Annotated in this window: 21 protein-coding genes; 11 read left to right on the top strand and 10 right to left on the bottom strand. The window is 67.0% G+C overall.

From position 1 onward, the window contains the following. Positions 1-18 precede the first annotated feature (18 nt). Positions 19-2,772, bottom strand: a complete 2,754-nt coding sequence (gene acnA, locus KGR00_RS00515) for an aconitate hydratase AcnA (protein WP_129140658.1) — start codon at positions 2,770-2,772, stop codon at positions 19-21. Between the two features lie 339 nt (positions 2,773-3,111). Between acnA and KGR00_RS00520 the strand changes: the two genes are divergently transcribed. The 3 genes from KGR00_RS00520 (at position 3,112) to trxB (ending at position 5,223) form a co-directional block, all read left to right on the top strand. Then, on the top strand, positions 3,112-3,321 hold the full coding sequence (locus KGR00_RS00520) for a CPXCG motif-containing cysteine-rich protein (RefSeq protein ID WP_129140657.1): 210 nt from the start codon (positions 3,112-3,114) through the stop codon (positions 3,319-3,321). A gap of 161 nt (positions 3,322-3,482) precedes the next feature. Further along, positions 3,483-4,085, top strand: a complete 603-nt coding sequence (locus KGR00_RS00525) for a peroxiredoxin (protein ID WP_129140656.1) — start codon at positions 3,483-3,485, stop codon at positions 4,083-4,085. Positions 4,086-4,269: 184 nt separating this feature from the next. Further along, positions 4,270-5,223 (top strand): thioredoxin-disulfide reductase, encoded by a 954-nt coding sequence (gene trxB / locus KGR00_RS00530; protein ID WP_129140655.1) that lies wholly within the window; start codon positions 4,270-4,272, stop codon positions 5,221-5,223. A 96-nt stretch (positions 5,224-5,319) separates the two neighbouring features. Here trxB and KGR00_RS00535 read toward each other — a convergent pair whose 3' ends face one another. Beyond that, complete coding sequence (locus tag KGR00_RS00535; RefSeq protein ID WP_224418109.1) at positions 5,320-5,562, bottom strand: SlyX family protein; 243 nt, start codon at positions 5,560-5,562, stop codon at positions 5,320-5,322. A 116-nt stretch (positions 5,563-5,678) separates the two neighbouring features. On the opposite strand from KGR00_RS00535, the gene KGR00_RS22390 reads away from it, so the two are divergent. After that, positions 5,679-6,143, top strand: coding sequence for a cold-shock protein (locus tag KGR00_RS22390; RefSeq protein WP_129140653.1), 465 nt, complete (start codon positions 5,679-5,681; stop codon positions 6,141-6,143). 69 nt (positions 6,144-6,212) lie between these two features. Here the strand turns inward: KGR00_RS22390 and KGR00_RS00545 are convergent, their stop codons facing one another. From KGR00_RS00545 to map, 8 genes are all read right to left on the bottom strand, one after another. After that, a complete protein-coding gene (locus KGR00_RS00545) occupies positions 6,213-7,151 on the bottom strand; it encodes a cation diffusion facilitator family transporter (protein WP_224418108.1) in 939 nt (312 codons plus the stop codon). Positions 7,152-7,199: 48 nt separating this feature from the next. Then, positions 7,200-7,586, bottom strand: coding sequence for a hypothetical protein (locus KGR00_RS00550; protein ID WP_224418107.1), 387 nt, complete (start codon positions 7,584-7,586; stop codon positions 7,200-7,202). A 7-nt stretch (positions 7,587-7,593) separates the two neighbouring features. Next, positions 7,594-8,760 carry a succinyl-diaminopimelate desuccinylase gene (gene dapE, locus KGR00_RS00555; protein WP_224418106.1) on the bottom strand — a complete coding sequence of 389 codons (1,167 nt, stop codon included), beginning with the start codon at positions 8,758-8,760 and terminating at the stop codon, positions 7,594-7,596. A 51-nt stretch (positions 8,761-8,811) separates the two neighbouring features. Then, positions 8,812-9,837 (bottom strand): 2,3,4,5-tetrahydropyridine-2,6-dicarboxylate N-succinyltransferase, encoded by a 1,026-nt coding sequence (dapD, locus tag KGR00_RS00560; protein ID WP_129140649.1) that lies wholly within the window; start codon positions 9,835-9,837, stop codon positions 8,812-8,814. Positions 9,838-9,874: 37 nt separating this feature from the next. Further along, entirely contained in the window at positions 9,875-10,222 is a 348-nt protein-coding gene (locus KGR00_RS00565; protein WP_224418105.1) for an ArsC family reductase, read from the bottom strand. 13 nt (positions 10,223-10,235) lie between these two features. After that, a complete protein-coding gene (gene dapC, locus KGR00_RS00570) occupies positions 10,236-11,435 on the bottom strand; it encodes a succinyldiaminopimelate transaminase (protein ID WP_224418104.1) in 1,200 nt (399 codons plus the stop codon). 162 nt (positions 11,436-11,597) lie between these two features. Further along, a complete protein-coding gene (locus KGR00_RS00575; RefSeq protein ID WP_224418103.1) occupies positions 11,598-14,273 on the bottom strand; it encodes a [protein-PII] uridylyltransferase in 2,676 nt (891 codons plus the stop codon). A gap of 61 nt (positions 14,274-14,334) precedes the next feature. Beyond that, on the bottom strand, positions 14,335-15,123 hold the full coding sequence (gene map, locus KGR00_RS00580) for a type I methionyl aminopeptidase (protein ID WP_224418102.1): 789 nt from the start codon (positions 15,121-15,123) through the stop codon (positions 14,335-14,337). A gap of 278 nt (positions 15,124-15,401) precedes the next feature. Between map and rpsB the strand changes: the two genes are divergently transcribed. The 7 genes from rpsB (at position 15,402) to ispC (ending at position 21,435) form a co-directional block, all read left to right on the top strand. Beyond that, positions 15,402-16,133, top strand: coding sequence for a 30S ribosomal protein S2 (gene rpsB / locus KGR00_RS00585; protein WP_129140199.1), 732 nt, complete (start codon positions 15,402-15,404; stop codon positions 16,131-16,133). A gap of 176 nt (positions 16,134-16,309) precedes the next feature. Further along, a complete protein-coding gene (gene tsf / locus KGR00_RS00590) occupies positions 16,310-17,179 on the top strand; it encodes a translation elongation factor Ts (RefSeq protein WP_224418101.1) in 870 nt (289 codons plus the stop codon). A 112-nt stretch (positions 17,180-17,291) separates the two neighbouring features. Further along, complete coding sequence (gene pyrH / locus KGR00_RS00595) at positions 17,292-18,053, top strand: UMP kinase (RefSeq protein ID WP_129140201.1); 762 nt, start codon at positions 17,292-17,294, stop codon at positions 18,051-18,053. Positions 18,054-18,057: 4 nt separating this feature from the next. Further along, a complete protein-coding gene (gene frr / locus KGR00_RS00600) occupies positions 18,058-18,615 on the top strand; it encodes a ribosome recycling factor (protein ID WP_129140202.1) in 558 nt (185 codons plus the stop codon). Between the two features lie 58 nt (positions 18,616-18,673). After that, positions 18,674-19,417 (top strand): polyprenyl diphosphate synthase, encoded by a 744-nt coding sequence (gene uppS / locus KGR00_RS00605; protein ID WP_129140203.1) that lies wholly within the window; start codon positions 18,674-18,676, stop codon positions 19,415-19,417. Further along, positions 19,410-20,207: a phosphatidate cytidylyltransferase gene (locus tag KGR00_RS00610; protein WP_224418100.1), complete on the top strand. Its 798-nt coding sequence runs from the start codon at positions 19,410-19,412 to the stop codon at positions 20,205-20,207. The genes uppS and KGR00_RS00610 overlap by 8 nt, the downstream gene beginning before the upstream one ends. Positions 20,208-20,217: 10 nt before the next feature. Continuing rightward, positions 20,218-21,435 (top strand): 1-deoxy-D-xylulose-5-phosphate reductoisomerase, encoded by a 1,218-nt coding sequence (ispC, locus tag KGR00_RS00615; protein ID WP_224418099.1) that lies wholly within the window; start codon positions 20,218-20,220, stop codon positions 21,433-21,435. Positions 21,436-21,444 lie beyond the last annotated feature (9 nt).

A 21,444-nucleotide genomic window follows, 5' to 3' on the forward strand; every position in this document is an offset into this window, starting at 1 on the left:
GCGTGCCCCGGCCTTGGCTCACTGAAGCATGTTGCGCAGCACGAAGTGCAGGATGCCGCCGTGACGGTAGTATTCCATCTCGTTGGCGGTATCGATGCGGCACTTGGCGTCGAGGGTCTTCTCGCCCTTGTCGGAGGCAATGGTCACCTTGACGCTGCCGCCCGGCTCGAGGTCGCCGAGCCCCTCGATGGAGAAGGTCTCGTCGCCGGTGAGTCCCAGCGACTTGCGATCCTCGCCCTCGGGGAACTGCAGCGGCAGCACGCCCATGCCGATCAGGTTGGAGCGGTGGATGCGCTCGTAGGACTCGGCGATCACCGCGCGCACGCCCAGCAGCCGGGTGCCCTTGGCGGCCCAGTCGCGTGACGAGCCGGTGCCGTACTCCTTGCCGGCGACCACCACCAGCGGGGTGTCGTCCTCGACGTACTTCATCGCCGCGTCGTAGATCGCCATCTGCTCGCCGGAGGGCACGTGGCGGGTATAGCCGCCCTCGACATCGTCGAGCATCTCGTTACGGATGCGCACGTTGGCGAAGGTGCCGCGCATCATCACCTCGTGGTTGCCGCGCCGCGAGCCGTAGGAGTTGAAGTCCTTCACCGCGACGCCATGCTCCTGGAGGTAGCGTCCGGCGGGGCTGTCGGGCTTGATCGCGCCGGCCGGCGAGATGTGGTCGGTGGTCACCGAGTCGCCGAGCATCGCCAGCACCCGGGCATTCTTGACGTCCTCGACCGGCTCGGGCTCCTTGCCCATGCCCTCGAAGAACGGCGGATGCTGGATGTAGGTGGAGTCCTTCGACCACTCGTAGACCTTGCTCTCGGGCACGTCGATGGAGCGCCAGGTCTCGTCGCCGTCGAACACCTCGGCGTATTCCTTGCGGAACATGTCGGTGCGCACCTGCTCGACCGCCTTGGCGATCTCGTCCTGCGACGGCCAGATGTCCTTGAGATAGACCGGCTTGCCGTCCTTGCCGGTGCCCAGCGGCTCCTTGGAAAGATCGAGGCGCACGTTGCCGGCCAGGGCGTAGGCCACCACCAGGGGCGGCGAGGCCAGCCAGTTGGTCTTGACCAGCGGATGCACGCGACCCTCGAAGTTGCGGTTGCCGGAGAGCACCGAGGCCACGGTGAGGTCGCCGTCGTTGACCGCCTTCTCGATCGGCTCGGGCAGCGGCCCGGAGTTGCCGATACAGGTGGTGCAGCCGTAACCCACCAGGTTGAAGCCGAGTTCGTTGAGGTCGTCCTGCACGTTGCCGGCCGCCAGGTAGTCGGTCACCACCTTGGAGCCCGGCGCCAGCGAGGTCTTGACCCAGGGCTTGGTGGACAGGCCCTTGGCCACTGCATTGCGCGCCAGCAGGCCGGCGGCGAGCATCACGCTGGGGTTGGAGGTATTGGTGCAGGAGGTGATGGCGGCGATCACCACGGCCCCCGGATTGAGCTTGAAGGACTCGCCGTCGAACTCGACGTCCTGGCTGTCGCTGTGCTCGAAGTGACGGTGGCGATCGTGGAGCTCGACGTCGTCCACCGCGTGGCCGCCTTCGGACTGCCACTTGCCCTGCTCCTCGGGAGGCGCGTCCGGCGCGTCGCCGTTCATCAGCTTCTCGAAGGTGGCCTTCATGTCGGTCAGCGCGACGCGGTCCTGCGGACGCTTGGGCCCGGCCAGGCTGGCCTCGACGTCACCCATGTCGAGTTCGAGGGTATCGGTGTAGACCGGCTCGTGGCCCGGCTCGCGCCACATGCCCTGGGCCTTGGCATAGGCTTCGACCAGTGCGATCTGCGCCTCGTCACGGCCGGTGAGGCGCATGTAGTCCAGGGTCTGTTCGTCGACCGGGAAGAAGCCGCAGGTGGCGCCGTATTCGGGGGCCATGTTGGCGATCGTGGCGCGGTCGGCGACCGGCATGTCCTTGAGGCCGTCGCCGTAGAACTCGACGAACTTGCCGACCACGCCTTTCTGGCGGAGCATCTGGGTCACCGTCAGCACCAGGTCGGTGGCGGTGATGCCCTCGCGCAGCTTGCCGGTGATCTTGAAGCCGATCACCTCGGGAATCAGCATCGACACCGGCTGGCCGAGCATCGCCGCCTCGGCCTCGATGCCGCCGACGCCCCAGCCGAGCACGCCCAGGCCGTTGATCATGGTGGTGTGCGAGTCGGTGCCCACCAGGGTGTCGGGGTAGGCGAAGGTCTTGCCGTCTTCCTCCTTGGTCCAGACCGCCTTGCCCAGGTACTCGAGGTTGACCTGGTGGCAGATGCCGGTGCCCGGCGGTACCACGCGGAAGTTGTCGAAGGCCTGTTGCCCCCAGCGCAGGAACTCGTAGCGCTCGCGGTTGCGCTCCATCTCGATGGCGACGTTGTCCTTGAACGCCGAGGGGTCGCCGAAGTGGTCGACCATCACCGAGTGGTCGATGACCAGATCGACCGGCGACAGCGGATTGATACGGGCCGGATCCTCGCCGAGCTTGGCCACGGCGTCGCGCATCGAGGCCAGATCGACCACCCCGGGCACGCCGGTGAAGTCCTGCATCAGCACGCGCGCCGGGCGGTAGCCGATCTCGCGGGTCGAACGGGCCTCCTTCTGCCAGTCCACCAGCGCCTGCATGTCCTCGCGCGAGACGCTCTCGTCGTCGGCGAAGCGCAACTGGTTCTCGAGCAGCACCTTGAGCGTGAAGGGCAGGCGCGTCACGTCGCCCAGTGCCCTGGCCGCCTCGGGCAGGCTGTAGTAGTGATAGGTGGTGCCCCCGGCCTCGAGGGTACTCAGGGTCTTCGGCGTTTCGTCAGCGCTCATGGACTCCTCCTTATGCCTTGCATGGGCGTGGCTCGGGCGGTGCGGCGGACGTTCTCGTCGGTTGTCGGCGGCCGTCTTCATTGGCTGCCCGAGCGTCAGGTTCCCGGACTGGCTACGATACTACGCCAAGGGTGGTGATTGTCGACACTTCCATTGTAATCACGCCCTGTGACATGGACATGATAGGCGGTGAATTCAACCGGCGGCCATGTCGAATGGCCGCGCGGGCCGCGGCCGGGAAATTCGGCTACGCTGTGATCGTGTGTCCTGCGCCCCTTGAAAGCCCGTCCGGCGGGCCCCACATCGTGAACAGTCGCCGGGCCGGTCGCGGAGTCGGTCATGAACGAAGAAATGCTGGTCTCCTATCCGACTCACTGCCCCTACTGCGGGGCCGCCTTCGATCTGCTGGTCGACGCAAGCCAGGGCAGTCACGTCACCTGGGAGGATTGCCCGCGCTGTTGCGCACCGATGCAGGTCGGCGTCGAGGTGTCCGTCCTGGCGGACGAGATCGAACAGGTGACGGTGGCCCGCGACGACGACATCGTCTAGCGATCGTTCGTCTTCGCGGGCTGTCATGAATACGTCGCGATAGCCAGGCCCTATGCCGGTCATTGGGCTTATCAAATTGGCAGAATCGAGGGGCAACCTTAGTCTGTCACTGAAATTTTTCCTCGCAACGATCCCTTACCCATCATTCCAAGGAGCGTTACATGAGCGTACTGGTTGGACGTCAGGCACCGGATTTCGAAGCGGCAGCGGTACTCGGCGACGGTTCCATCGTCGAAGACTTCAAGCTCTCCGACAGCAACGGCAAGCTGCGCGTGCTGTTCTTCTGGCCGCTGGACTTCACCTTCGTCTGCCCGTCCGAGATCATCGCCCACGACAACCGCCTGGCGCAGTTCAAGGAACTGGGTGTGGAAGTCATCGGTGCCTCCATCGATTCCCAGTTCACCCACTACGCCTGGCGCAAGACCTCGCCGGACGCCGGTGGTATCGGTGAAGTCGGCTTCCCGGTGGTCGCCGACGTCAAGCACGAGATCGTGCAGGCCTACGGCATCGAGCATCCGGAAGCGGGCGTCGCGCTGCGCGCCTCCTTCCTGATCGACGAGGACGGTGTCGTTCAGCACCAGACCGTCAACAACCTGCCGCTGGGTCGCAACGTCGACGAGATGCTGCGCATGGTCAAGGCGCTCAAGCATCACCAGCAGCACGGCGAAGTCTGCCCGGCCGGGTGGGACGAAGGCCAGGAAGGCATGAAGGACACCGCGGAAGGCGTCGCCAAGTACCTCGGCGCGCACTCCACGGAGCTGTAAAGCCTGCGCGACGTCACGGGGCGGCCTGCGGGCCGCCCTTCGTCGTCCGGGACGGACAAAACGCGGTAGACTGCGATCTGCATTCGACGGGGTGACCGGTGTCGAGTCCAGATCACAGCCCACCCCGACACTTCAACGGCTGGTGTCGTCTCCGACGGCGCCCTTGCGGGAGAGGACTTTTTTCATGAGCGAAGCGCGTCATCAGCGACTGATCATCCTGGGGTCCGGCCCGGCGGGCTATACCGCCGCCGTCTATGCGGCACGTGCCAACCTCGAGCCGCTGCTGATCACCGGCATGGAGGCGGGCGGTCAGCTGACCACCACCACCGACGTCGACAACTGGCCGGGCGACGATACCGGTGTGCAGGGCCCCGAGCTTATGGAGCGCATGCGTCGCCACGCCGAGCGTTTCGACACCGAGGTGGTGTTCGACCACATCGACGAGGTCGAGTTGCGCAACCGCCCGTTCACGCTCAAGGGCAGCAACGGCATCTACACCTGCGATGCGCTGATCATCGCCACCGGGGCCAGCGCGCGCTACCTGGGCCTGGCTTCCGAGCAGCGGTTCATGGGCCAGGGCGTGTCGGCCTGCGCGACCTGCGACGGCTTCTTCTATCGCAATCAGGACGTGGTGGTGGTCGGCGGCGGCAATACCGCCGTGGAAGAGGCGCTGTACCTGTCCAACATCGCCTCCTCGGTGACCCTGGTGCATCGCCGCGACAGCCTGCGCGCCGAGAAGATCCTCCAGGACAAGCTGTTCGAGAAGGTCGACAACGGCAACATCCGCGTCGAGTGGAACCAGACCCTCGACGAGGTGCTCGGTGACGACACCGGCGTCACCGGCGTGCGGTTGCGCTCCACCCAGGACGACGGCACCCGCGAACTCAAGGCTCCGGGGGTGTTCATCGCCATCGGTCACACGCCCAACACCGGCATCTTCTCAGGGCAGCTGGACATGGCCGACGGTTACATCAAGGTGCGCTCGGGGCTCGAGGGCAACGCCACCGCGACCAGCGTGCCAGGCGTGTTCGCCGCCGGCGACGTCATGGACCACGTCTATCGTCAGGCGATCACCTCGGCGGGCAGCGGCTGCATGGCCGCGCTGGATGCCGAGCGCTACCTCGACGATCTGCCCTGAGGGGCCGTCGGTCACGCCGCTAGATCATCGCAACGGCGCCCCTCGTGGGCGCCGTCGGCGTTTTCGTGGTTCGAGGCTCGCGCTTTCCGGAGCTGCTCAGTAGTGCGGCGGACGCTCGTCTGCTGCCTCGGGACCGGAATCCAGGGCCTGCAGGGCCTGATGCTGTTCGCGCAGGCGTTGCTGCATCAGGTCGTTGACCCGCTCGAGCTGGGCCAGCCGACGCTCCTGACCGGCCACCGCCCGGTCGAGCGTATCCAGCCAGTCTTCCTGATGGGCCAGGCGGCTCTCGATGCCCTCGAGCCTGGCTTCCAGGCGGGTAAGCGCGTCATTTTCGATCATGCTAGAATCGCTGCCCTGTGTGTTGCCGTTCATCGCGACACCTTGAATGTGTGTGATATCGCCCGTCGCCGTCGTGCGCGGGCCGTTTCCGGTTACAACAAGAGAATCCGAGGTCCATGAATCGAAAGGTATTGCTACGTTGTAGTCTCATCAGTCTCCTGCTTGCCGCCCCCGCTCCGCTGTTGATTGCCCTGTTTGCCTCGCTGGCCGATGGCGCCCTGACCGGTGCCCTCGAAGAGGCGCTGGCACTCGATGGCATCGAGCGCGTCTACGTGGCCAGTTCGGTCGCCGTCTTCGTGATCCTGCTGGTCGCCACGATCGCCGTTAACATTCTCACCCCGCAACTGGCCAACCTGGCGGAGATCGAGAACGACGACCGTGAAACGGGCGAGGTCAAGTGGTTCAACGTCAACAAGGGGTATGGCTTCATCACCCGCGACAACGGCGAGGACGTCTTCGTGCACTTCCGGGCCATCCGCGGCAAGGGGCACCGCACCCTCGCCGAAGGCCAGAAGGTGCGCTATCACGTCGTCAAGAACGAGCGCGGGCTCCAGGCCGACGACGTCACCGTGATCACCTGACGCCGGGCATCGCCCCGTATCGACCCCATCGCCCCGGCCTCGGCCGGGGCGATGTCGTTGGGCGCCGGTTCACTGGCTGTCGCCATGGTCGGGGCGTTCGTCCACACCGGCCCGGGCCTCGGCCTCGACGAACACCCGCTTGACGGTGTCGACCTCGGCCTTGATGCGGCGATCGAGCTCGGCGATGGAGCCTTCGATGCGTTCGGCGGGCGTGCCGCGGGCGAAGCGAATGCTGATCGTGGCAAGGATGAAGTCCGGCCCCATGTGCATGGTCAGCACCTCGTTGACCGCCTCGACGCCGTCGGCCTCGCCGGCGAGCCGGCGAATCGCCTCGACGACCGAGCGATTGGCGCTCTCGCCGATCAGCAGCCCCTTGGTCTCGACCGCCAGCCAGATCGCCGTGCCACCGAGAATCAGGCCGATGACGATCGAGGCGATGCCGTCGAAGACCGGGTTGCCCGTCCACTCGCTGAGCCACACGCCCGCCAGGGCGGCGAGCAGGCCGAGCAGGGCGGCGGAATCCTCGAACACCACCACGAACATCGCCGGATCCTTGCCGCGGCGTACCGCCTGGACGTAGCTCCACTTGCCCTTGGTCTTGCGGAACTCGTTGAGGGCGAAGGCCCAGGAGGCCCCCTCGAAGAGGATCCCCAACCCCAGCACGATGTAGTTGATCAGCGGCGACTCCATCGGCTTGGGATGGAGCACGTGGCGTATGCCTTCGTACAGCGAGACCCCGGCGCCCACCGCGAAGATCAGCAGCGCGACCACGAAGCTCCAGAAGTAGACCTCCTTGCCGTGGCCGAAGGGGAACTGCTCGCTGGGCGGTCGGCTGGCGCGTTTCAGACCCAGCAGCAGCAGGACCTGGTTGCCGGTGTCGACCACCGAATGGATGCCCTCGGAGAGCATCGCCGAACTGCCGGTGAAGGCCGCGGCCACGAACTTGGTGACCGCGATCAGCAGATTGCCGCCCATTGCGGCATAGATGACCGGTTTGGATTCCGCCATGATCGATCGTCCCTGAGTGGCGTGTGAAGGCTCGACTGGCAGTCTGAATTACTGGCCCGAGTCCGGCCAGGTGATGGCGCCTTCCTGGCCGTCGGCGCGGACCTGCCAGAAGCGGTCCGGATCGTCGCCCGGCTGCCAGCCGCCCAGCGAGCAACGTACCTCGCAGCCCAGCGCCCGGGCGGCGTCGCGGGCGCAATCGATGTCGCGCGGCCAGGGGGTGGCGTCACTGTCGAACCACAGACTGGCGTAGCCGTCGGCGGCGTTCTCGACCAGCATGACGGGGATCGTGCGTGCCTGGCAATGGCCGTCGCTGCGCCATTGACGCTTGCCACGGCGCTGGAGCGGCGGCGCGTCGAGGCGACTGCCCAGCCACTCGTCGAGGGCGGTGATGTCCGCCTCGGCCAGGTAGATCTCGATGTCGGGATAACGTTCCATGGCAACCTCAGGTGAGCAGGCGGGTGACGATCGCTTCGTAGATGCGGCTCAGATCGTCGAGATCCGCCGCCCGGACCCGCTCGTCGACCTTGTGGATGGTGGCGTTGAGCGGACCCAGTTCGACCACCTGACAGCCCAGCCGTGCGATGAAGCGGCCGTCCGAGGTACCGCCGGCGGTGGACAGCTCGGGCGGGCGGCCGGTGACGGCCTCGACGCCGGCCACGGTGGCGTCGATCAGTTCCCCCCGGTCGGTGAGGAAGGGCTCGCCGTTGAGCGTCCAGTCTAGCCGGTAGTCGAGGCCGTGGGCATCGAGGAGCGCCTCGGTGCGCTGGCGCAGTGCCTCGTGGGTGACCTCGGTCGAGTAGCGGAAGTTGAACACCACTTCCAGCTCGCCGGGAATCACGTTGGTCGCCCCGGTGCCGGCGCGCACGTTGGAGATCTGGAAACTGGTCGCCGGGAAGAAGGTGTTGCCGTCGTCCCAGTGCTCGCGGCACAGGGCGTCGAGCGCCGGCGCCGCCTCGTGGATCGGGTTGCGCGCCATGTGCGGATAGGCGACATGGCCCTGCACGCCGTGGACGTGCAGCACGCCGCCCAGCGAGCCGCGCCGGCCGTTCTTGAGGGTGTCGCCGAGCCGCTCGCTGGAGGAGGGTTCGCCGACGATGCAGTAGTCGAGACGCTCGTGGGTCTCGAGCAGGTGCTCGACCACCGCGCGGGTGCCGTCGACCGCCGGGCCTTCCTCGTCGGAAGTGATCAGGAAGGCCAGCCGCCCGGGATGCTCGGGGTGGGCGGCGACGAAGCGTTCCACGGCGGTGACCATCGCCGCCAGGCTGCCCTTCATGTCGGCGGCGCCGCGGCCGCACAACTCGCCGTCATCGTTGATGCAGGGCTCGAACGGCGGGGTCTGCCATTGCGACGAGGGGCCGCTGGGCACCACGTCGGTGTGTCCGGCGAAGGCCAGCACGGGGCCGTGGTGGCCGCGCACCGCCCAGAAGTTCTCGACGTCGCCGAACGGCAGCCGCTGGATGCGAAAGCCCAGCCGCTCGAGGCGCGCGATCATCAGGTCCTGACAGCCGGCGTCGTCGGGGGTCACCGAGGCGCGGCGCATCAGCGCGATGGCCAGCTCGAGGGTCGGCGAATGGGCGGGCGTGGACACGTCGGTATCGGACGAAGACATGAAGGTTCCTGAGGCTGAAAAGCAGGGCGCCCGCGGGGCGGGCGCCGTGGGTCAATCGTTGGCGTGCAGCGCGTCGTTCAGCGCGATGGCGCTCTTGTTGGTGAGGCACTCGATACGCCCGTTGAGCGAATTGCGACGCAGCAGCAGGTCGCTCTGGTTGGCCAGCTCGCGTGCCGCCACGGTACGCACTTCCTGGCCGCGGTCGTCGAGCATCACCACCTTGGCGCCGGCGGTGACGTAGAGCCCGGCCTCGACGGTGCAGCGATCGCCCAGCGGAATGCCGATCCCAGCGTTGGCGCCGATCAGGCAGCCCTCGCCGACCTTGATCACCATGTTGCCGCCGCCTGAGAGCGTGCCCATGGTCGAGCAGCCGCCGCCCAGGTCGGAGCCCTTGCCGACCATCACCCCGGCGGAGATGCGCCCCTCGACCATGCCCGGCCCTTCGGTGCCGGCGTTGAAGTTGACGAAGCCCTCGTGCATCACCGTGGTGCCCTCGCCGAGATGGGCGCCGAGGCGCACGCGGGCGGTATCGCCGATGCGCACGCCCCTGGGCACCACGTAGTCGGTCATCTTGGGGAACTTGTCGACGCAGTCCACCGACAGCGCGCGACCCGCCAGGCGGGCGCGCAGGCGCCGGGCCGGCAGTTCCTCGACGTCGATCGGGCCCTCGCTGGTCCAGGCGACGTTGCGCAGCAGGCCGAACATGCCGGTGAGGTCGACGCCGTGCGGCTTGACCAGACGGTGTGACAGCAGGTGCAGCTTGAGATAGACCTCGGGCACGCTCTGCGGCGGCTGGTCGACCTCGAGGAAGGTGGCGACCAGCGGACGATGGCTGGCGGCCAGCGCCGCGGCGAGTTCGGCCTGCTCGGTGTCGCCGGCGGCCTTCAGGGCCTCGGCCAGGGCGTCGCAGTGCTCGGGCAGAAAGCTCACCGCGGCGTTGCCGGCGGGGGCGTCGAGCGCCTGGCGGGCGGCGTCGACCAGCGCGGCGTCGGGGGCGAACAGCGGCGTCGGATAGTAGACGTCCAGCCAGTCGCCTTGGGTGTTCTGGTTGCCGATCCCGAGGGCGAAACTCAGCATGTGGGGGTCTCCTGAAAAGGGAAGTGGAAAGGGGCGGTCAGGCCAGGCTGGCGTAATCGTCGCGCGCTCGGCCGACGATCAGCGTCTCGCCGGTGTCGAGCAGCGGGCGCTTGAGCAGCGTCGGGTGTGCCAGGATCAGCGCCCGGGCGCGCTCGGCGTCGTCCCGGGCGGCCTGGCGCTCGGTCTCGTCGAGCCCGCGCCAGGTGGTGCTGCGGGTATTGAGCAGCGTCTCGAGGCCGGTGAGGTCGATGAAACGTGCCAGCGTCCCGGCGTCGAGGCCGTCCTCGCGCAGGTCGTGATAGCGGTAGGCGATGCCGCGGGCATCGAGTGCCTTGCGCGCCTTGCGGCAGGTGTCGCAGCTCTTGATGCCGTAGAGCGTGTTCATGGTCGATTTCCGTTCAATAGCGGCGTTCGATGAAGGCGCGGATGCGCCGCGCGGCCTCGGCGGTGGCAGCGGCCTCGGCGACCAGGGCCAGGCGCACCCGCCCCGCGCCGGGGTTGCCGTTCGCGCCGTCCCGGGACATGTAGCGCCCGGGCAGCACGCTGACGTGTTCCGCGGCGAACAGCTCGCGGGTGAAGGCCTCGTCGTCGCCGCCCGGCACCGCCGGCCACAGGTAGAAGCTCGCCCGGGGCGCGGCGAAGTCCATCACCGGGGCGAGAATCTCGGTCACCGCGGCGAATTTCTCGCGGTAGGCGTCGCGATTGGCGCGCACGTGGGTCTCGTCGTTCCAGGCGACGATCGAGGCCTTCTGCACGTGCAGCGGCATGGCGCAGCCGTGGTAGGTGCGAAAGCGCTTGAACGGTTCGATCAGCGCGGCGTCGCCGGCGACGAAACCCGAGCGCAACCCCGGCAGGTTGGAGCGCTTGGACAGCGAATGAAAGACGATGCAGCGCCGATAGTCGTCGCGTCCCAGCCGCGCGCAGGCCTCGAGCAGCCCCGGTGGCGGTGCGGCCTCGTCGAGGTAGAGTTCCGAGTAGCACTCGTCGGAGGCGACGATGAAATCGTGCTCGTCGGCCAGACGGATGAGGGTCTCGAATTCCTCGAGCGGCGTCACCGCGCCGGTGGGGTTGCCCGGCGAGCAGACGAAGACCACCTGGACCTCGCGCCAGACCTCGGCCGGCACGGCGTCGAGGTCGGGACGAAAGGCGTTGTCGGCGTTGCAGTCGAGATACAGCGGCTCGCCGCCGGCGAGCAGCGCCGCGCCCTCGTAGATCTGGTAGAAGGGGTTGGGCATCGCCACCTTTGCCGGGCGGCGGCGGTCGATGGCGGCCTGGACGAAGGCGAAGATCGCCTCGCGGGTGCCATTGACCGGCAGCACGTGGCGCGCTGGATCGAGGCTGCCCGGGGCGAGGCCGAAACGCCGCGTCGCCCAGCCGGCGAGGGTCTCGCGCAGCTCGGGCAGGCCGGCGGTGGCCGGGTAGCGGGCGACGTCGCCCTCGTGGCGGGCGAGCGCCTCGAGCACCTCGGCGGGCGGGGCGTGCTGCGGCTCGCCGATGGTCAGCGCAATGGGCGATCGGTCGGCGGGGCGGACCCCGGCCTTGAGCGCGGCGAGCTTCTCGAAGGGGTAGGGCTTGAGGGCGTCTAGATCGGGGTTCATGAGGTGCCAGCGGCCCGTCTAGCGGGCATCGTGTCGTTATGAGTGCCGTGCGGCGCGAAGCCCTCGATTATAGGGAAGCCGTGGGGCCCCCTCAAATGCCGGGAATGTTTCCGGGACCTGGCTGCACTCGCCGCCTGTCCGGGCAAGTTCATGCCCGGGGCGTCACACGTCGAGGGTCTCGCACAGGCGCTGGCGCAACTGGGTCTGGCGTTCGGGGTCGGTGAGCGGCTCGCCGTTCTTGTCGGTGATGAAGAAGACGTCCTCGACGCGCTCGCCCAGGGTGGCGATCTTGGCCGCCGACAGGGCGATGTGCTGCTCCATGAAGATCCGTCCGACGCGGGCCAGCAGCCCCGGGCGGTCGGGGGCGATCAGCTCGAGCATGGTACGCGCGTTGGCCGGGTCCTGCTCGATCAGCACCTGGGTGGGCACGCGGAAGTGCTTGAGCTGGCGCGGCGTGTGGCGGCTGACGATCTGCGGGTAGTCGTCGGGATCGTCGAGCTCCTCGATCAGATGGTGACGGATGCGCTCGAGCCGGGCGGGTTCGCGGATCGGTTCGTCGTCGTCGTCGAGGACGATGAAGGTGTTGAGCGTCCAGTCGTTGCTCGAGGTGGCGATGCGCGCGTCGTGGATCGACAGGTCGAGCTGGTCGAGCGCCGCGGCGGTGGCGGCGAACAGATCATCGACCGAGCGGGTGTGGATGAACACCTTGGTGCCGCCCTCGCTGGTGTCCTCGGCGGGGGCACTGACCAGGATCATGGGCAGCGGCGAGCCGGCGTGGGCGAGGATGCCCTGGGTGTGCCAGACGATCTCGCTGGGCGTGTACTGGACGAAGTAGTCGTCGCCGAGGGTGTCCCAGAGTGTCTCGACCTCGGCCTCGTCGGCGCCCAGGGTGCGCAGCAGGGCGAGCGCCTCGGTGCGGGTCTCGCGGATCCAGTCGTCGCGGTCGATGGGGTTCTCCAGGCCGCGGCGCAGGGCGCGCTTGGTCTCGCTGTGCAACTGGCGCAGCAGCGCCGCCCGCCAGCCGTTCCACAGCGAGGGGTTGGTGGCGGTGATGTCGGCGACGGTGAGGACGTAAAGGTAGTCGAGATGGACCTCGTCGCGCATCTGGCGGGCGAACTCGCGGATCACGTCGGGGTCCGAGATGTCGCGCTTCTGGGCGGTCTTTGACATCAGCAGGTGATGTTCCACCAGCCAGGCGACCAGCCGGGTGTCGCGCTGGGTGAGGCCGTGGCGTTCGCCGAACTCGGTGACGTACTGGGCGCCGATCAGCGAATGGTCGCCGCCGTGGCCCTTGCCGATGTCGTGGTAGAGCCCGGCGATCCACAGCAGTTCGAGCTTGGGGAGTTGGTGGACCAGGGTGGCGGCGACCGGGAAGTCCTCGCGTCCACAGGGCTCGCGGAAGCGCTGGATGAACTTGAGCAGTCGCAGGGTGTGAGCGTCGACCGTATAGAGGTGGAACAGGTCGTGCTGCATCAGCCCCACCGCCTGACCGAATTCGGGCAGGTACTTGCCGAGGATGCCGTAGCGGTTCATGCGGCGGAGCTGGCGGGGCACGTTGCCGCCGCTGCGCAGCAGTTCCATGAACAGGCTCTGGTGGCGCAGGTCGTCGCGGAAGCCCGCGTCGATGAGATGGCGGTGATCGCGGATCAGGCGAATGGTCTCGGCGCGCACGCCCTCGATCTCGGGGTGCTGGGCCATCAGCAGGAACAGCTCGAGCAGCGCCCCGGGTCGGCGCCGGAAGACCCGCGGGTGGCGGGCCTGGATGTAGCCGCCCTTGATCTCGAAGCGGGCGTTGAGCGGGCGGGTCTCGAGCGCCTCGTCGGCGCGCAGGATCATCTCGTCGAAATGCTGCAGCAGCATGTCGTTGAGCCCGGCCAGGGCGGTGACGTGACGGTAGTAGCGCTTCATGAACTGCTCGACGCCCAGGCGTTCCGGCGAGTCGCGATAGCCGAACAGCTCGGCGACGGCTCGCTGGTGGTCGAACAGCAGGCGATCCTCGGCGCGGCCGGTGAGCATGTGCAGCGCGTAGCGCACCTGCCAGAGAAAGGCCTGCCCCTGGCTGAGAATCTGCAGCTCGGCATCGTTCATGAAGCCCTGGGCGACCACTTCCTCGTAGCGCAGCGGGCCGAAGTAGCGCTTGGCCACCCAGCCGATCATCTGGATGTCGCGCAGCCCGCCGGGCGAGCTCTTGATGTTGGGCTCGAGCTGGTACTCGGAGTTGTTGTGCTTGTAGTGGCGGGTGATCTGCTCCTGCCACTTGGCCTCGAAGAACTGCGCCGGCGGCCACATGTGCTGGCTCGACAGGCGTTCGGTCATCGCCGCGCGCAGCGGCTCGGGACCGGCCAGGGTGCGTGTCTCGAGCAGGTTGGTGATCACCGTGACGTCGCCCCGTGCCTCGCGCTCGCAGTCGGCCAGCGAACGCACGCTGTGGCCGATCTCCAGACCGATGTCCCAGAGAAAGGTGATGAAGGCGGTCAGCGGTTCGCGGTAGGGCGTGTCGTCATCGTGCTCGAGCAGCAGCAGCAGATCGATGTCGGAGTGCGGGTGCAGCTCGCCGCGCCCGTAGCCACCCACCGCGAGCAGGGCGACGCCGTCGTCCGGCCAGGCGTGACGCTCCCAGGCGATCGCCAGCAGCCGGTCCAGGCACCAGGCGCGGCCGTGGATCAGGTCGCGGATGTCGGTGCCGGCGCGAAAGCGCGCATCGAGGCGCTCCTGAAGCTCGCGCAGCGCCTGCTTGTACACGGGGATCGGCGCACGGCTGGTGTCGAGTTCGGCGCGAAAGGCGTCGACGTCGAACAGGGTTTCGTCGGGGACGAAGCGGTAGTGGTGCAGCAGCATGCGCGATGGCTCTCCGAGGATGGGGCGTGGCCGGTGGGGCGGGCGCAGCCCGGGCGGCGTGTCAGCCGTCGAGAAACGCCAGGTCCTCGTCGTGACGCGCCGTGGTGACGATGCAGCCGTCCTTGGTGACCACCAGCGTATGCTCCCACTGGGCCGAAAGGGACTTGTCGCGCGTGACCGCCGTCCAGCCATCCTTGAGCACCTTGGTCTGGTGCTTGCCGGCATTGATCATCGGCTCGATGGTGAGGCACATGCCTTCCTCGAGGACCAGGTCGTTGTGCGGCTCGTAACCGTCATAATGCAATACCTGCGGTTCCTCGTGGAAATTCTTGCCGATGCCGTGGCCACAGAAGTCGCGCACCACGCTGTAGCCGTTGTCTTCGGCGTGGGCCTGGATCGTCTTGCCGATGTCGGACAGGCGGGTGCCTTCCTTGACGATCGCGAGCGACTTGTACAGGCACTCCTGGGTCACCTGGGAGAGCCGCTCGCCCTTGATGTTCTCGCCGACCACGAACATGCGGCTGGTGTCACCGTAGTAGCCATCCTTTATCACGGTGACGTCGATATTGAAGATGTCGCCCTTCTTCAGCACCTTGCTGAAATCGGGTATGCCGTGGCACACCACATGGTTGAGCGAGATGCAGGTGGCGTGCTGGTAACCGTGGTAGCCGATGGTGGCCGATACGCAGCCCAGCTCCTGCTCCAGGTAGTCCTGGCACAGCTTGTCGATCTCGCCGGTCGAGATGCCCGGGCGGACATGTTCGGCGATCATCTCGAGCACCTGGGCGGCGCAGCGTCCGGCTATCTTCAGCTTCTCGATATCGTCGGGGGTATTGATCGGGACGTTCATGGAATCTCGGGTCGGGAAATGGGGGCGAGAGCCGCCGGGCAAGGCACCGACGGCTTCATCTGAGCATCATTCTATGGTATAAAGCCGCGCGCTTGACTGCAATGCGCTCACGGCCCGGTCGGGCAGCGCGAGCGGCAGGCGGCGATATCATCAACGCCTTGAAAACACACATGCACCGTCACATGGTCCCGGGTGCCGAGGTCGACGCCGACAGGCGTGCCGCGGTCGGATCCATGGGGTGCATGGAGGCCTAACCCGATTCATCAGGAGACATCCCCATGGCGCAAGTCAACATGCGTGACCTGCTCAAGGCAGGCGCCCATTTCGGCCACCAGACCAAGTACTGGAACCCGAAGATGAGCAAGTTCATCTTCGGTGCGCGCAACAAGATCCACATCATCAACCTCGAACACACCCTGCCGGCGCTCAACGACGCTGCCGCCGTGGTCGAGAAGATGGCTGCCGCCAACAACAAGATCCTGTTCGTCGGCACCAAGCGCGCCGCCAGCAAGATCATCAAGGAAGAGGCGTCCCGCGCCGGTCAGCCGTTCGTCAACCATCGCTGGCTGGGCGGCATGCTGACCAACTACAAGACCATCCGTGTCTCGATCAAGCGCCTGCGTGAGCTGGAAGCGATGCGCGAGGACGGCACCTTCGAGAAGCTGACCAAGAAGGAAGTCCTGATGGCGACCCGCGAGCAGGACAAGCTCGAGCGCGCCATCGGCGGTATCAAGGACATGGGCGGCCTGCCGGATGCGATGTTCGTGGTCGACGTCGACCATGAGCGCATCGCCATCAACGAAGCCAACAAGCTGGGCATTCCGGTCATCGGTGTCGTCGACACCAACTCCGATCCGGACGGCGTCGACTACGTCATCCCGGGCAACGACGACTCGATTCGTGCCATCCAGATCTACGTCCAGGCGATCGCCGACGCCAGCGCCAAGGCGAAGGAAGGGCGTCCCGACGAGTTCGTCGAAGTGACCGAGAACAACGAAGTCGCCGAGTGAGCGTGTCGCGCCTATCCTGACTGTCATCTTCGCCGGCTAGTCTGGCGCCGCGATCGGTCGGGGTACGCGAAGGGGGCCGAGGCCCCCTTCGTCGCGCAACCCACTCGTGTTTCGATACCTGGCAGAGGACTCTGCCTTTCGTTTATCCGACGTCGAATTTTCAGAGGTTTATCACTATGGCAGCTATCAGCGCATCGCTGGTCAAGGAACTGCGTGAACGCACCGGTCTCGGCATGATGGAGTGCAAGAGGGCACTCACCGAGGCGGGCGGCGACATCGAGCAGGCGATCGAGGACCTGCGCAAGAACTCCGGCCTCAAGGCCGCCAAGAAGGCCGGTCGTACCGCCGCCGAAGGCGCGATCGTCACTCGCGTCGCTGAAGACGGCACCTACGGCGTGATGCTCGAGGTCAACTCCGAGACCGACTTCGTCGCCCGCGACGACAACTTCAAGGCGTTTGCCGACCAGGTCCTGGCCAAGGTCTTCGAGACCAAGAGCGAGGACGTCGCCGGCCTGATGGACGGCGAGCTCGAGACCGCCCGCGAGCAGCTGGTCCAGAAGATCGGCGAGAACATCAGCGTGCGTCGCGCGGTGGTCGTCGAGGCCCCGGCCGACGGCGTGGTCGGTGCCTATGTCCACGGCGGCCGGATCGGCGTGCTGACCACCCTCAAGGGCGGCAACGCCGAGGCGGCCAAGGACGTCGCCATGCACGTCGCGGCGATCAACCCGTCGGTGGCGCATCCCGAGAACATGCCGCAGGAAGAGCTCGACAAGGAAAAGGCGATCATCCTGGCCCAGCCCGACATGGCCGGCAAGCCGGAGAACATCGCCGAGAAGATGGTCCAGGGCCGTCTCAAGAAGTACCTCGCCGAGAACAGCCTGACCGAGCAGCCCTTCGTCAAGGACCCGAACACCAGCGTCGCCGACTACGTCAAGTCGCAGGGTGGCGAAGTGGTCGGCTTCACCCGCTACGAGGTCGGCGAAGGCATCGAGAAGGAAGAAGTCGATTTTGCCAAGGAAGTGATGGAACAGGCTCGCCGTAGCTGAGGTCCTAGCTTCTGGTTGTCGCATGGCGTGCGCTTAGGGCGCACGCCATCGTGTATCCGGCCGGTGGTCAGCCACCGGCAGTCACATCCCGCCGTTACCAGGAGAATCCCGCATGCCTGCCATTCCCGACCGCAATGCCAAGTCACCGGAGCGTAGCGACAAGTCGAAGTACAAGCGTATTCTGCTCAAGTTGTCCGGCGAAGCGTTGATGGGCGACGGTGAGTTCGGCATCGATCCCAAGGTGCTCGACCGCATGGCGCTGGAGATCGGCCAGCTGGTCGGTATCGGGGTTCAGGTGGGGATCGTGGTCGGCGGGGGCAACCTGTTTCGCGGTGCGGCGCTGCATGCCGCGGGCATGGAGCGCGTGACCGGCGACCACATGGGCATGCTGGCCACGGTGATGAACGCCCTGGCCATGCGTGATGCGCTGGAGCGCTCGAACATCCGCTCGCGGGTGATGTCGGCGATCCCCATGAGCGGGGTGGTCGAGCATTACGACCGGCGCACGGCGATCCGCTATCTGACCTCGGGCGATGTGGTGATCTTCTCCGCCGGCACCGGCAACCCGTTCTTCACCACCGATTCCGCGGCCTGTCTGCGGGGGATCGAGATCGATGCCGACGTGGTGGTCAAGGCCACCAAGGTCGACGGTGTCTACGACAAGGATCCGGTCCATCACGCCGACGCCGTCAAGTACGACAAGCTCGGCTACGACGAAGTCCTCGACCGCAAGCTCGGGGTGATGGATTTGACCGCCATCTGCCTGGTACGGGACCATGACATGCCGGTCCGCGTGTTCGACATGACCAAGCCCGGAGCGTTGCTCAACCTGGTCGTGGGTGGTAAGGAAGGAACGCTGATAGACAGAGGTTGAAACCGTGATCAACGAGATCAAGAAGGATGCGGAAGTCCGCATGAAGAAGAGCCTGGAGTCGCTGCAGGCCAACTTCCACAAGATCCGCACCGGGCGCGCCCACCCGAGCATCCTCGATGCGGTGACCGTGGAGTACTACGGCTCGCAGATGCCGATCAACCAGGTGGCCAGCGTCAACGTCGAGGATGCCCGCACGCTCGCTGTGGTGCCCTGGGAGAAGTCGATGGTGCCCAAGGTCGAGAAGGCGATCATGACCTCCGATCTGGGACTCAACCCGGCCACCGCCGGTTCGGTGATCCGCGTGCCGATGCCGGCGCTGACCGAGGAAACCCGTCGCGGCTATATCAAGCAGGCGCGCAGTGAGGCCGAGAATGCCCGCGTTGCGGTGCGCAACGTGCGTCGCGACGCCAACAGCGACATCAAGGCGCTGCTCAAGGAAAAGGCCATCACCGAGGACGACGAGCATCAGGGCGAGGAGGCGATCCAGAAGCTGACCGACAAGTACGTCGCCGAGATCGACAAGCTGCTGGAAGGCAAGGAGCACGACCTGCTGCAGGTCTGATGCGCGCCCGGGCGGCGGCGCGCCGCTCGGGCAGGGATGGTGCCACGCGCGAGATACCATGAGTTCACAGCAGTCGCAAAACCTGCCACGCCATGTGGCGATCATCATGGACGGCAACAATCGCTGGGCCCGTGCGCACGGGCTGTCGGGCGTGCGTGGTCATCGGGCCGGCGTCGAGGCCGTGCGTGCGGTGATTCGCCGGGCGGCCGAACGGGGCATCGAGACCCTGACCCTGTTCGCCTTCTCCAGCGAGAACTGGAAGCGGCCACCCGCCGAGGTTCGCGCGCTGATGGAGCTGTTCCTGATGGTGCTCAAGCGCGAGGTCAGGAAGCTGCACGACAACGGCATCCGGCTGTCGGTGATCGGCGAGCGTGAGCGGTTCTCCGAGACCATCCAGCAGTACATCGCCCGGGCCGAGTCGTTGACCCGCGACAACACCGGCCTGCATCTGATCGTCGCCGCCAACTACGGTGGCCAGCGCGATATCGCGCTGGCCGCGCAGCGCCTGGCCCGGCGCGTCGAGGCCGGCGAGATGACGGCCGAGCAGATCGACGAAGCCTCGCTCGACGCCGAGATCGGTCGCGCCAGCGCGCCGCCGGTCGACCTGTGCATCCGCACCAGCGGCGAATTGCGGGTGTCCAATTTCCTGCTCTGGCAGCTGGCCTACTCCGAATTCCACTTCTCGTCGTTACTGTGGCCCGATTTCGGGGGTGATGCCTTCGACGAGGCGCTCGACGACTTCCGTCGCCGCCAGCGTCGTTTCGGCATGACCCAGGAACAGATCGAGGCTCAGGGTGCTTAGACAGCGCATCATTACCGCCGTGATTCTGGCGCCGCTGGTGCTGGCCGGGCTGTTCGGCCTTTCCGGCGGTGCCTTCGCCGTGTTCACCGCCGCCGTGATCCTGCTCGCCGGCTGGGAGTGGACCAATCTTGCCGGGGTCGCCGGTATCGCCGGGCGGCTCGGCTATGTTGCCTTGCTGGCGCTGCTGATGCTGGCGGGCTGGTACTCGGACGCCGTGAATGCCGCCTGGCCGCTGTGGGTGGCCTGTGCGGGCTGGTTGGTGAGCATCTACTGGGTCGCCGGCTATCCAGACCGCGGGCGCCAGTGGCGCAGCGTGACGGCCCGACTGGCGATCGGACTGTGGGTGCTGCTGCCCTGCTGGGCCGGTTTCGTGCAGCTGCGCGACAGCGGCGCCCAGTGGCTGCTCTATGTGCTGCTGCTGGTCTGGCTGGCGGACATCGGGGCCTACTTCGCCGGCCGTCGCTTCGGGCGTCGCAAGCTCGCACCCCGGGTGAGCCCCGGCAAGTCCTGGGAGGGAGTCTACGGCGGCATGGCGGTCACCGCGCTGCTGGCCCTGGGCTATGCCCTGGGGTTCTCGCTGTCGCCGGGCGACGGCCTGTGGCTGGTGGTGACCACCGTGGGGGTCACCCTGGTATCGGTACTCGGCGATCTGCTTGAGAGCATGTTCAAGCGCTGGCGGGGCATCAAGGATTCCGGGCGGCTGTTGCCGGGCCATGGTGGCATACTCGATCGTATCGACAGCCTCACCGCGGCGGTACCGCTGTTCGCCCTGCTCCGGCTGTGGCATTGAGGAGACCCCGATGAGTGAGCTTTCCACCGCGCGGGGCCCGCAGACGGTCACCGTGCTGGGGGCCACGGGCTCGATCGGCGCCAGCACCCTGGACGTCATTGCCCGCCATCCCGAGCGTTATCGCGTTCATGCCCTGACCGCCGGCACCCGACGCGAGGTGCTTCTCGAGCAGTGCCGTCGTCATCGCCCGGCGGTGGCCGTCCTCTCCCGCGAGGTGGATGCCGCCTGGTTGCGCGAACGCCTCGCCGAGGCGCGTCTGGCGATCGAGGTGCGTGCCGGTGAGCCGGCTCTGGTCGAGGTGGCCGAGGCCGGCGAGGTCGATGTGGTGATGGCGGCGATCGTCGGTGCGGCGGGGCTGTTGCCGACGCTGGCGGCGGTGCGCGCCGGCAAGCGTGTGCTGCTCGCCAACAAGGAGGCGCTGGTGATGTCCGGTGCCCTGTTCATGGACGAGGTCGCCCGCTGCGGTGCCCGGCTGCTGCCGATCGACTCGGAACACAACGCCATCTACCAGTGCTTGCCGCCCCCCGACGCCCGGACGAGCCTGGGGGGCGTGGGCGTGACCCAGTTGCTGCTGACCGCCTCGGGGGGGCCGTTTCGTGGCTGGACGGCACAGGCGCTGCGCGCCGTCACCCCCGAACAGGCCTGCGCGCACCCCAACTGGTCGATGGGCCGCAAGATCTCGGTGGACAGTGCCACGCTGATGAACAAGGGCCTCGAACTGATCGAGGCCTGCTGGCTGTTCGCCGCACGCCCCGAGCAGATTCAGGTGGTGGTTCACCCGCAGAGCGTGATCCACTCCATGGCGGCCTACAGCGACGGCTCGGTGATCGCCCAACTGGGCAATCCCGACATGCGCACGCCGATCGCCTACGGGCTGGCCTGGCCCGAGCGTATCGCCGCCGGCGTCGAGCGTCTCGATCTGTTCCAGATCGCTCGGCTCGACTTCGAGCCGCCCGACGAGGGTGCCTTTCCGTGCCTGCGGCTGGCTCGCGAGGCAATGGCTGCCGGCGGCACGGCCCCGGCGGTACTCAACGCCGCCAACGAGGTCGCCGTGGCCGCGTTCCTCGACGGGCGGCTGGGGTTTGCCGGCATCGCCGAGGTCGTCGAGTCGGTGCTCGAGGCGAGCCACGTACAGCCCGCGGACGAACTGGAGCGGATTCTCGCCGAGGACGCCCGCGCCCGGCGGCTTGCCGGCCAGCGCATCGCGTCGCTGGCGATGGCGCGTTAACGCGAGGAG

The organism is Modicisalibacter sp. MOD 31.J, assembly GCF_020147985.1.
GTDB lineage: Bacteria > Pseudomonadota > Gammaproteobacteria > Pseudomonadales > Halomonadaceae > Modicisalibacter > Modicisalibacter coralii.

Bases quoted from the DNA above. Each gene is read 5' to 3' on its own strand.
- acnA (WP_129140658.1), bottom strand. From the start codon at position 2,772: ATGAGCGCTGACGAAACGCCGAAGACCCTGAGTACCCTCGAGGCCGGG.
- KGR00_RS00520 (WP_129140657.1), top strand. From the start codon at position 3,112: ATGAACGAAGAAATGCTGGTCTCCTATCCGACTCACTGCCCCTACTGC.
- KGR00_RS00525 (WP_129140656.1), top strand. From the start codon at position 3,483: ATGAGCGTACTGGTTGGACGTCAGGCACCGGATTTCGAAGCGGCAGCG.
- trxB (WP_129140655.1), top strand. From the start codon at position 4,270: ATGAGCGAAGCGCGTCATCAGCGACTGATCATCCTGGGGTCCGGCCCG.
- KGR00_RS00535 (WP_224418109.1), bottom strand. From the start codon at position 5,562: ATGATCGAAAATGACGCGCTTACCCGCCTGGAAGCCAGGCTCGAGGGC.
- KGR00_RS22390 (WP_129140653.1), top strand. From the start codon at position 5,679: ATGAATCGAAAGGTATTGCTACGTTGTAGTCTCATCAGTCTCCTGCTT.
- KGR00_RS00545 (WP_224418108.1), bottom strand. From the start codon at position 7,151: ATGGCGGAATCCAAACCGGTCATCTATGCCGCAATGGGCGGCAATCTG.
- KGR00_RS00550 (WP_224418107.1), bottom strand. From the start codon at position 7,586: ATGGAACGTTATCCCGACATCGAGATCTACCTGGCCGAGGCGGACATC.
- dapE (WP_224418106.1), bottom strand. From the start codon at position 8,760: ATGTCTTCGTCCGATACCGACGTGTCCACGCCCGCCCATTCGCCGACC.
- dapD (WP_129140649.1), bottom strand. From the start codon at position 9,837: ATGCTGAGTTTCGCCCTCGGGATCGGCAACCAGAACACCCAAGGCGAC.
- KGR00_RS00565 (WP_224418105.1), bottom strand. From the start codon at position 10,222: ATGAACACGCTCTACGGCATCAAGAGCTGCGACACCTGCCGCAAGGCG.
- dapC (WP_224418104.1), bottom strand. From the start codon at position 11,435: ATGAACCCCGATCTAGACGCCCTCAAGCCCTACCCCTTCGAGAAGCTC.
- KGR00_RS00575 (WP_224418103.1), bottom strand. From the start codon at position 14,273: ATGCTGCTGCACCACTACCGCTTCGTCCCCGACGAAACCCTGTTCGAC.
- map (WP_224418102.1), bottom strand. From the start codon at position 15,123: ATGAACGTCCCGATCAATACCCCCGACGATATCGAGAAGCTGAAGATA.
- rpsB (WP_129140199.1), top strand. From the start codon at position 15,402: ATGGCGCAAGTCAACATGCGTGACCTGCTCAAGGCAGGCGCCCATTTC.
- tsf (WP_224418101.1), top strand. From the start codon at position 16,310: ATGGCAGCTATCAGCGCATCGCTGGTCAAGGAACTGCGTGAACGCACC.
- pyrH (WP_129140201.1), top strand. From the start codon at position 17,292: ATGCCTGCCATTCCCGACCGCAATGCCAAGTCACCGGAGCGTAGCGAC.
- uppS (WP_129140203.1), top strand. From the start codon at position 18,674: ATGAGTTCACAGCAGTCGCAAAACCTGCCACGCCATGTGGCGATCATC.
- ispC (WP_224418099.1), top strand. From the start codon at position 20,218: ATGAGTGAGCTTTCCACCGCGCGGGGCCCGCAGACGGTCACCGTGCTG.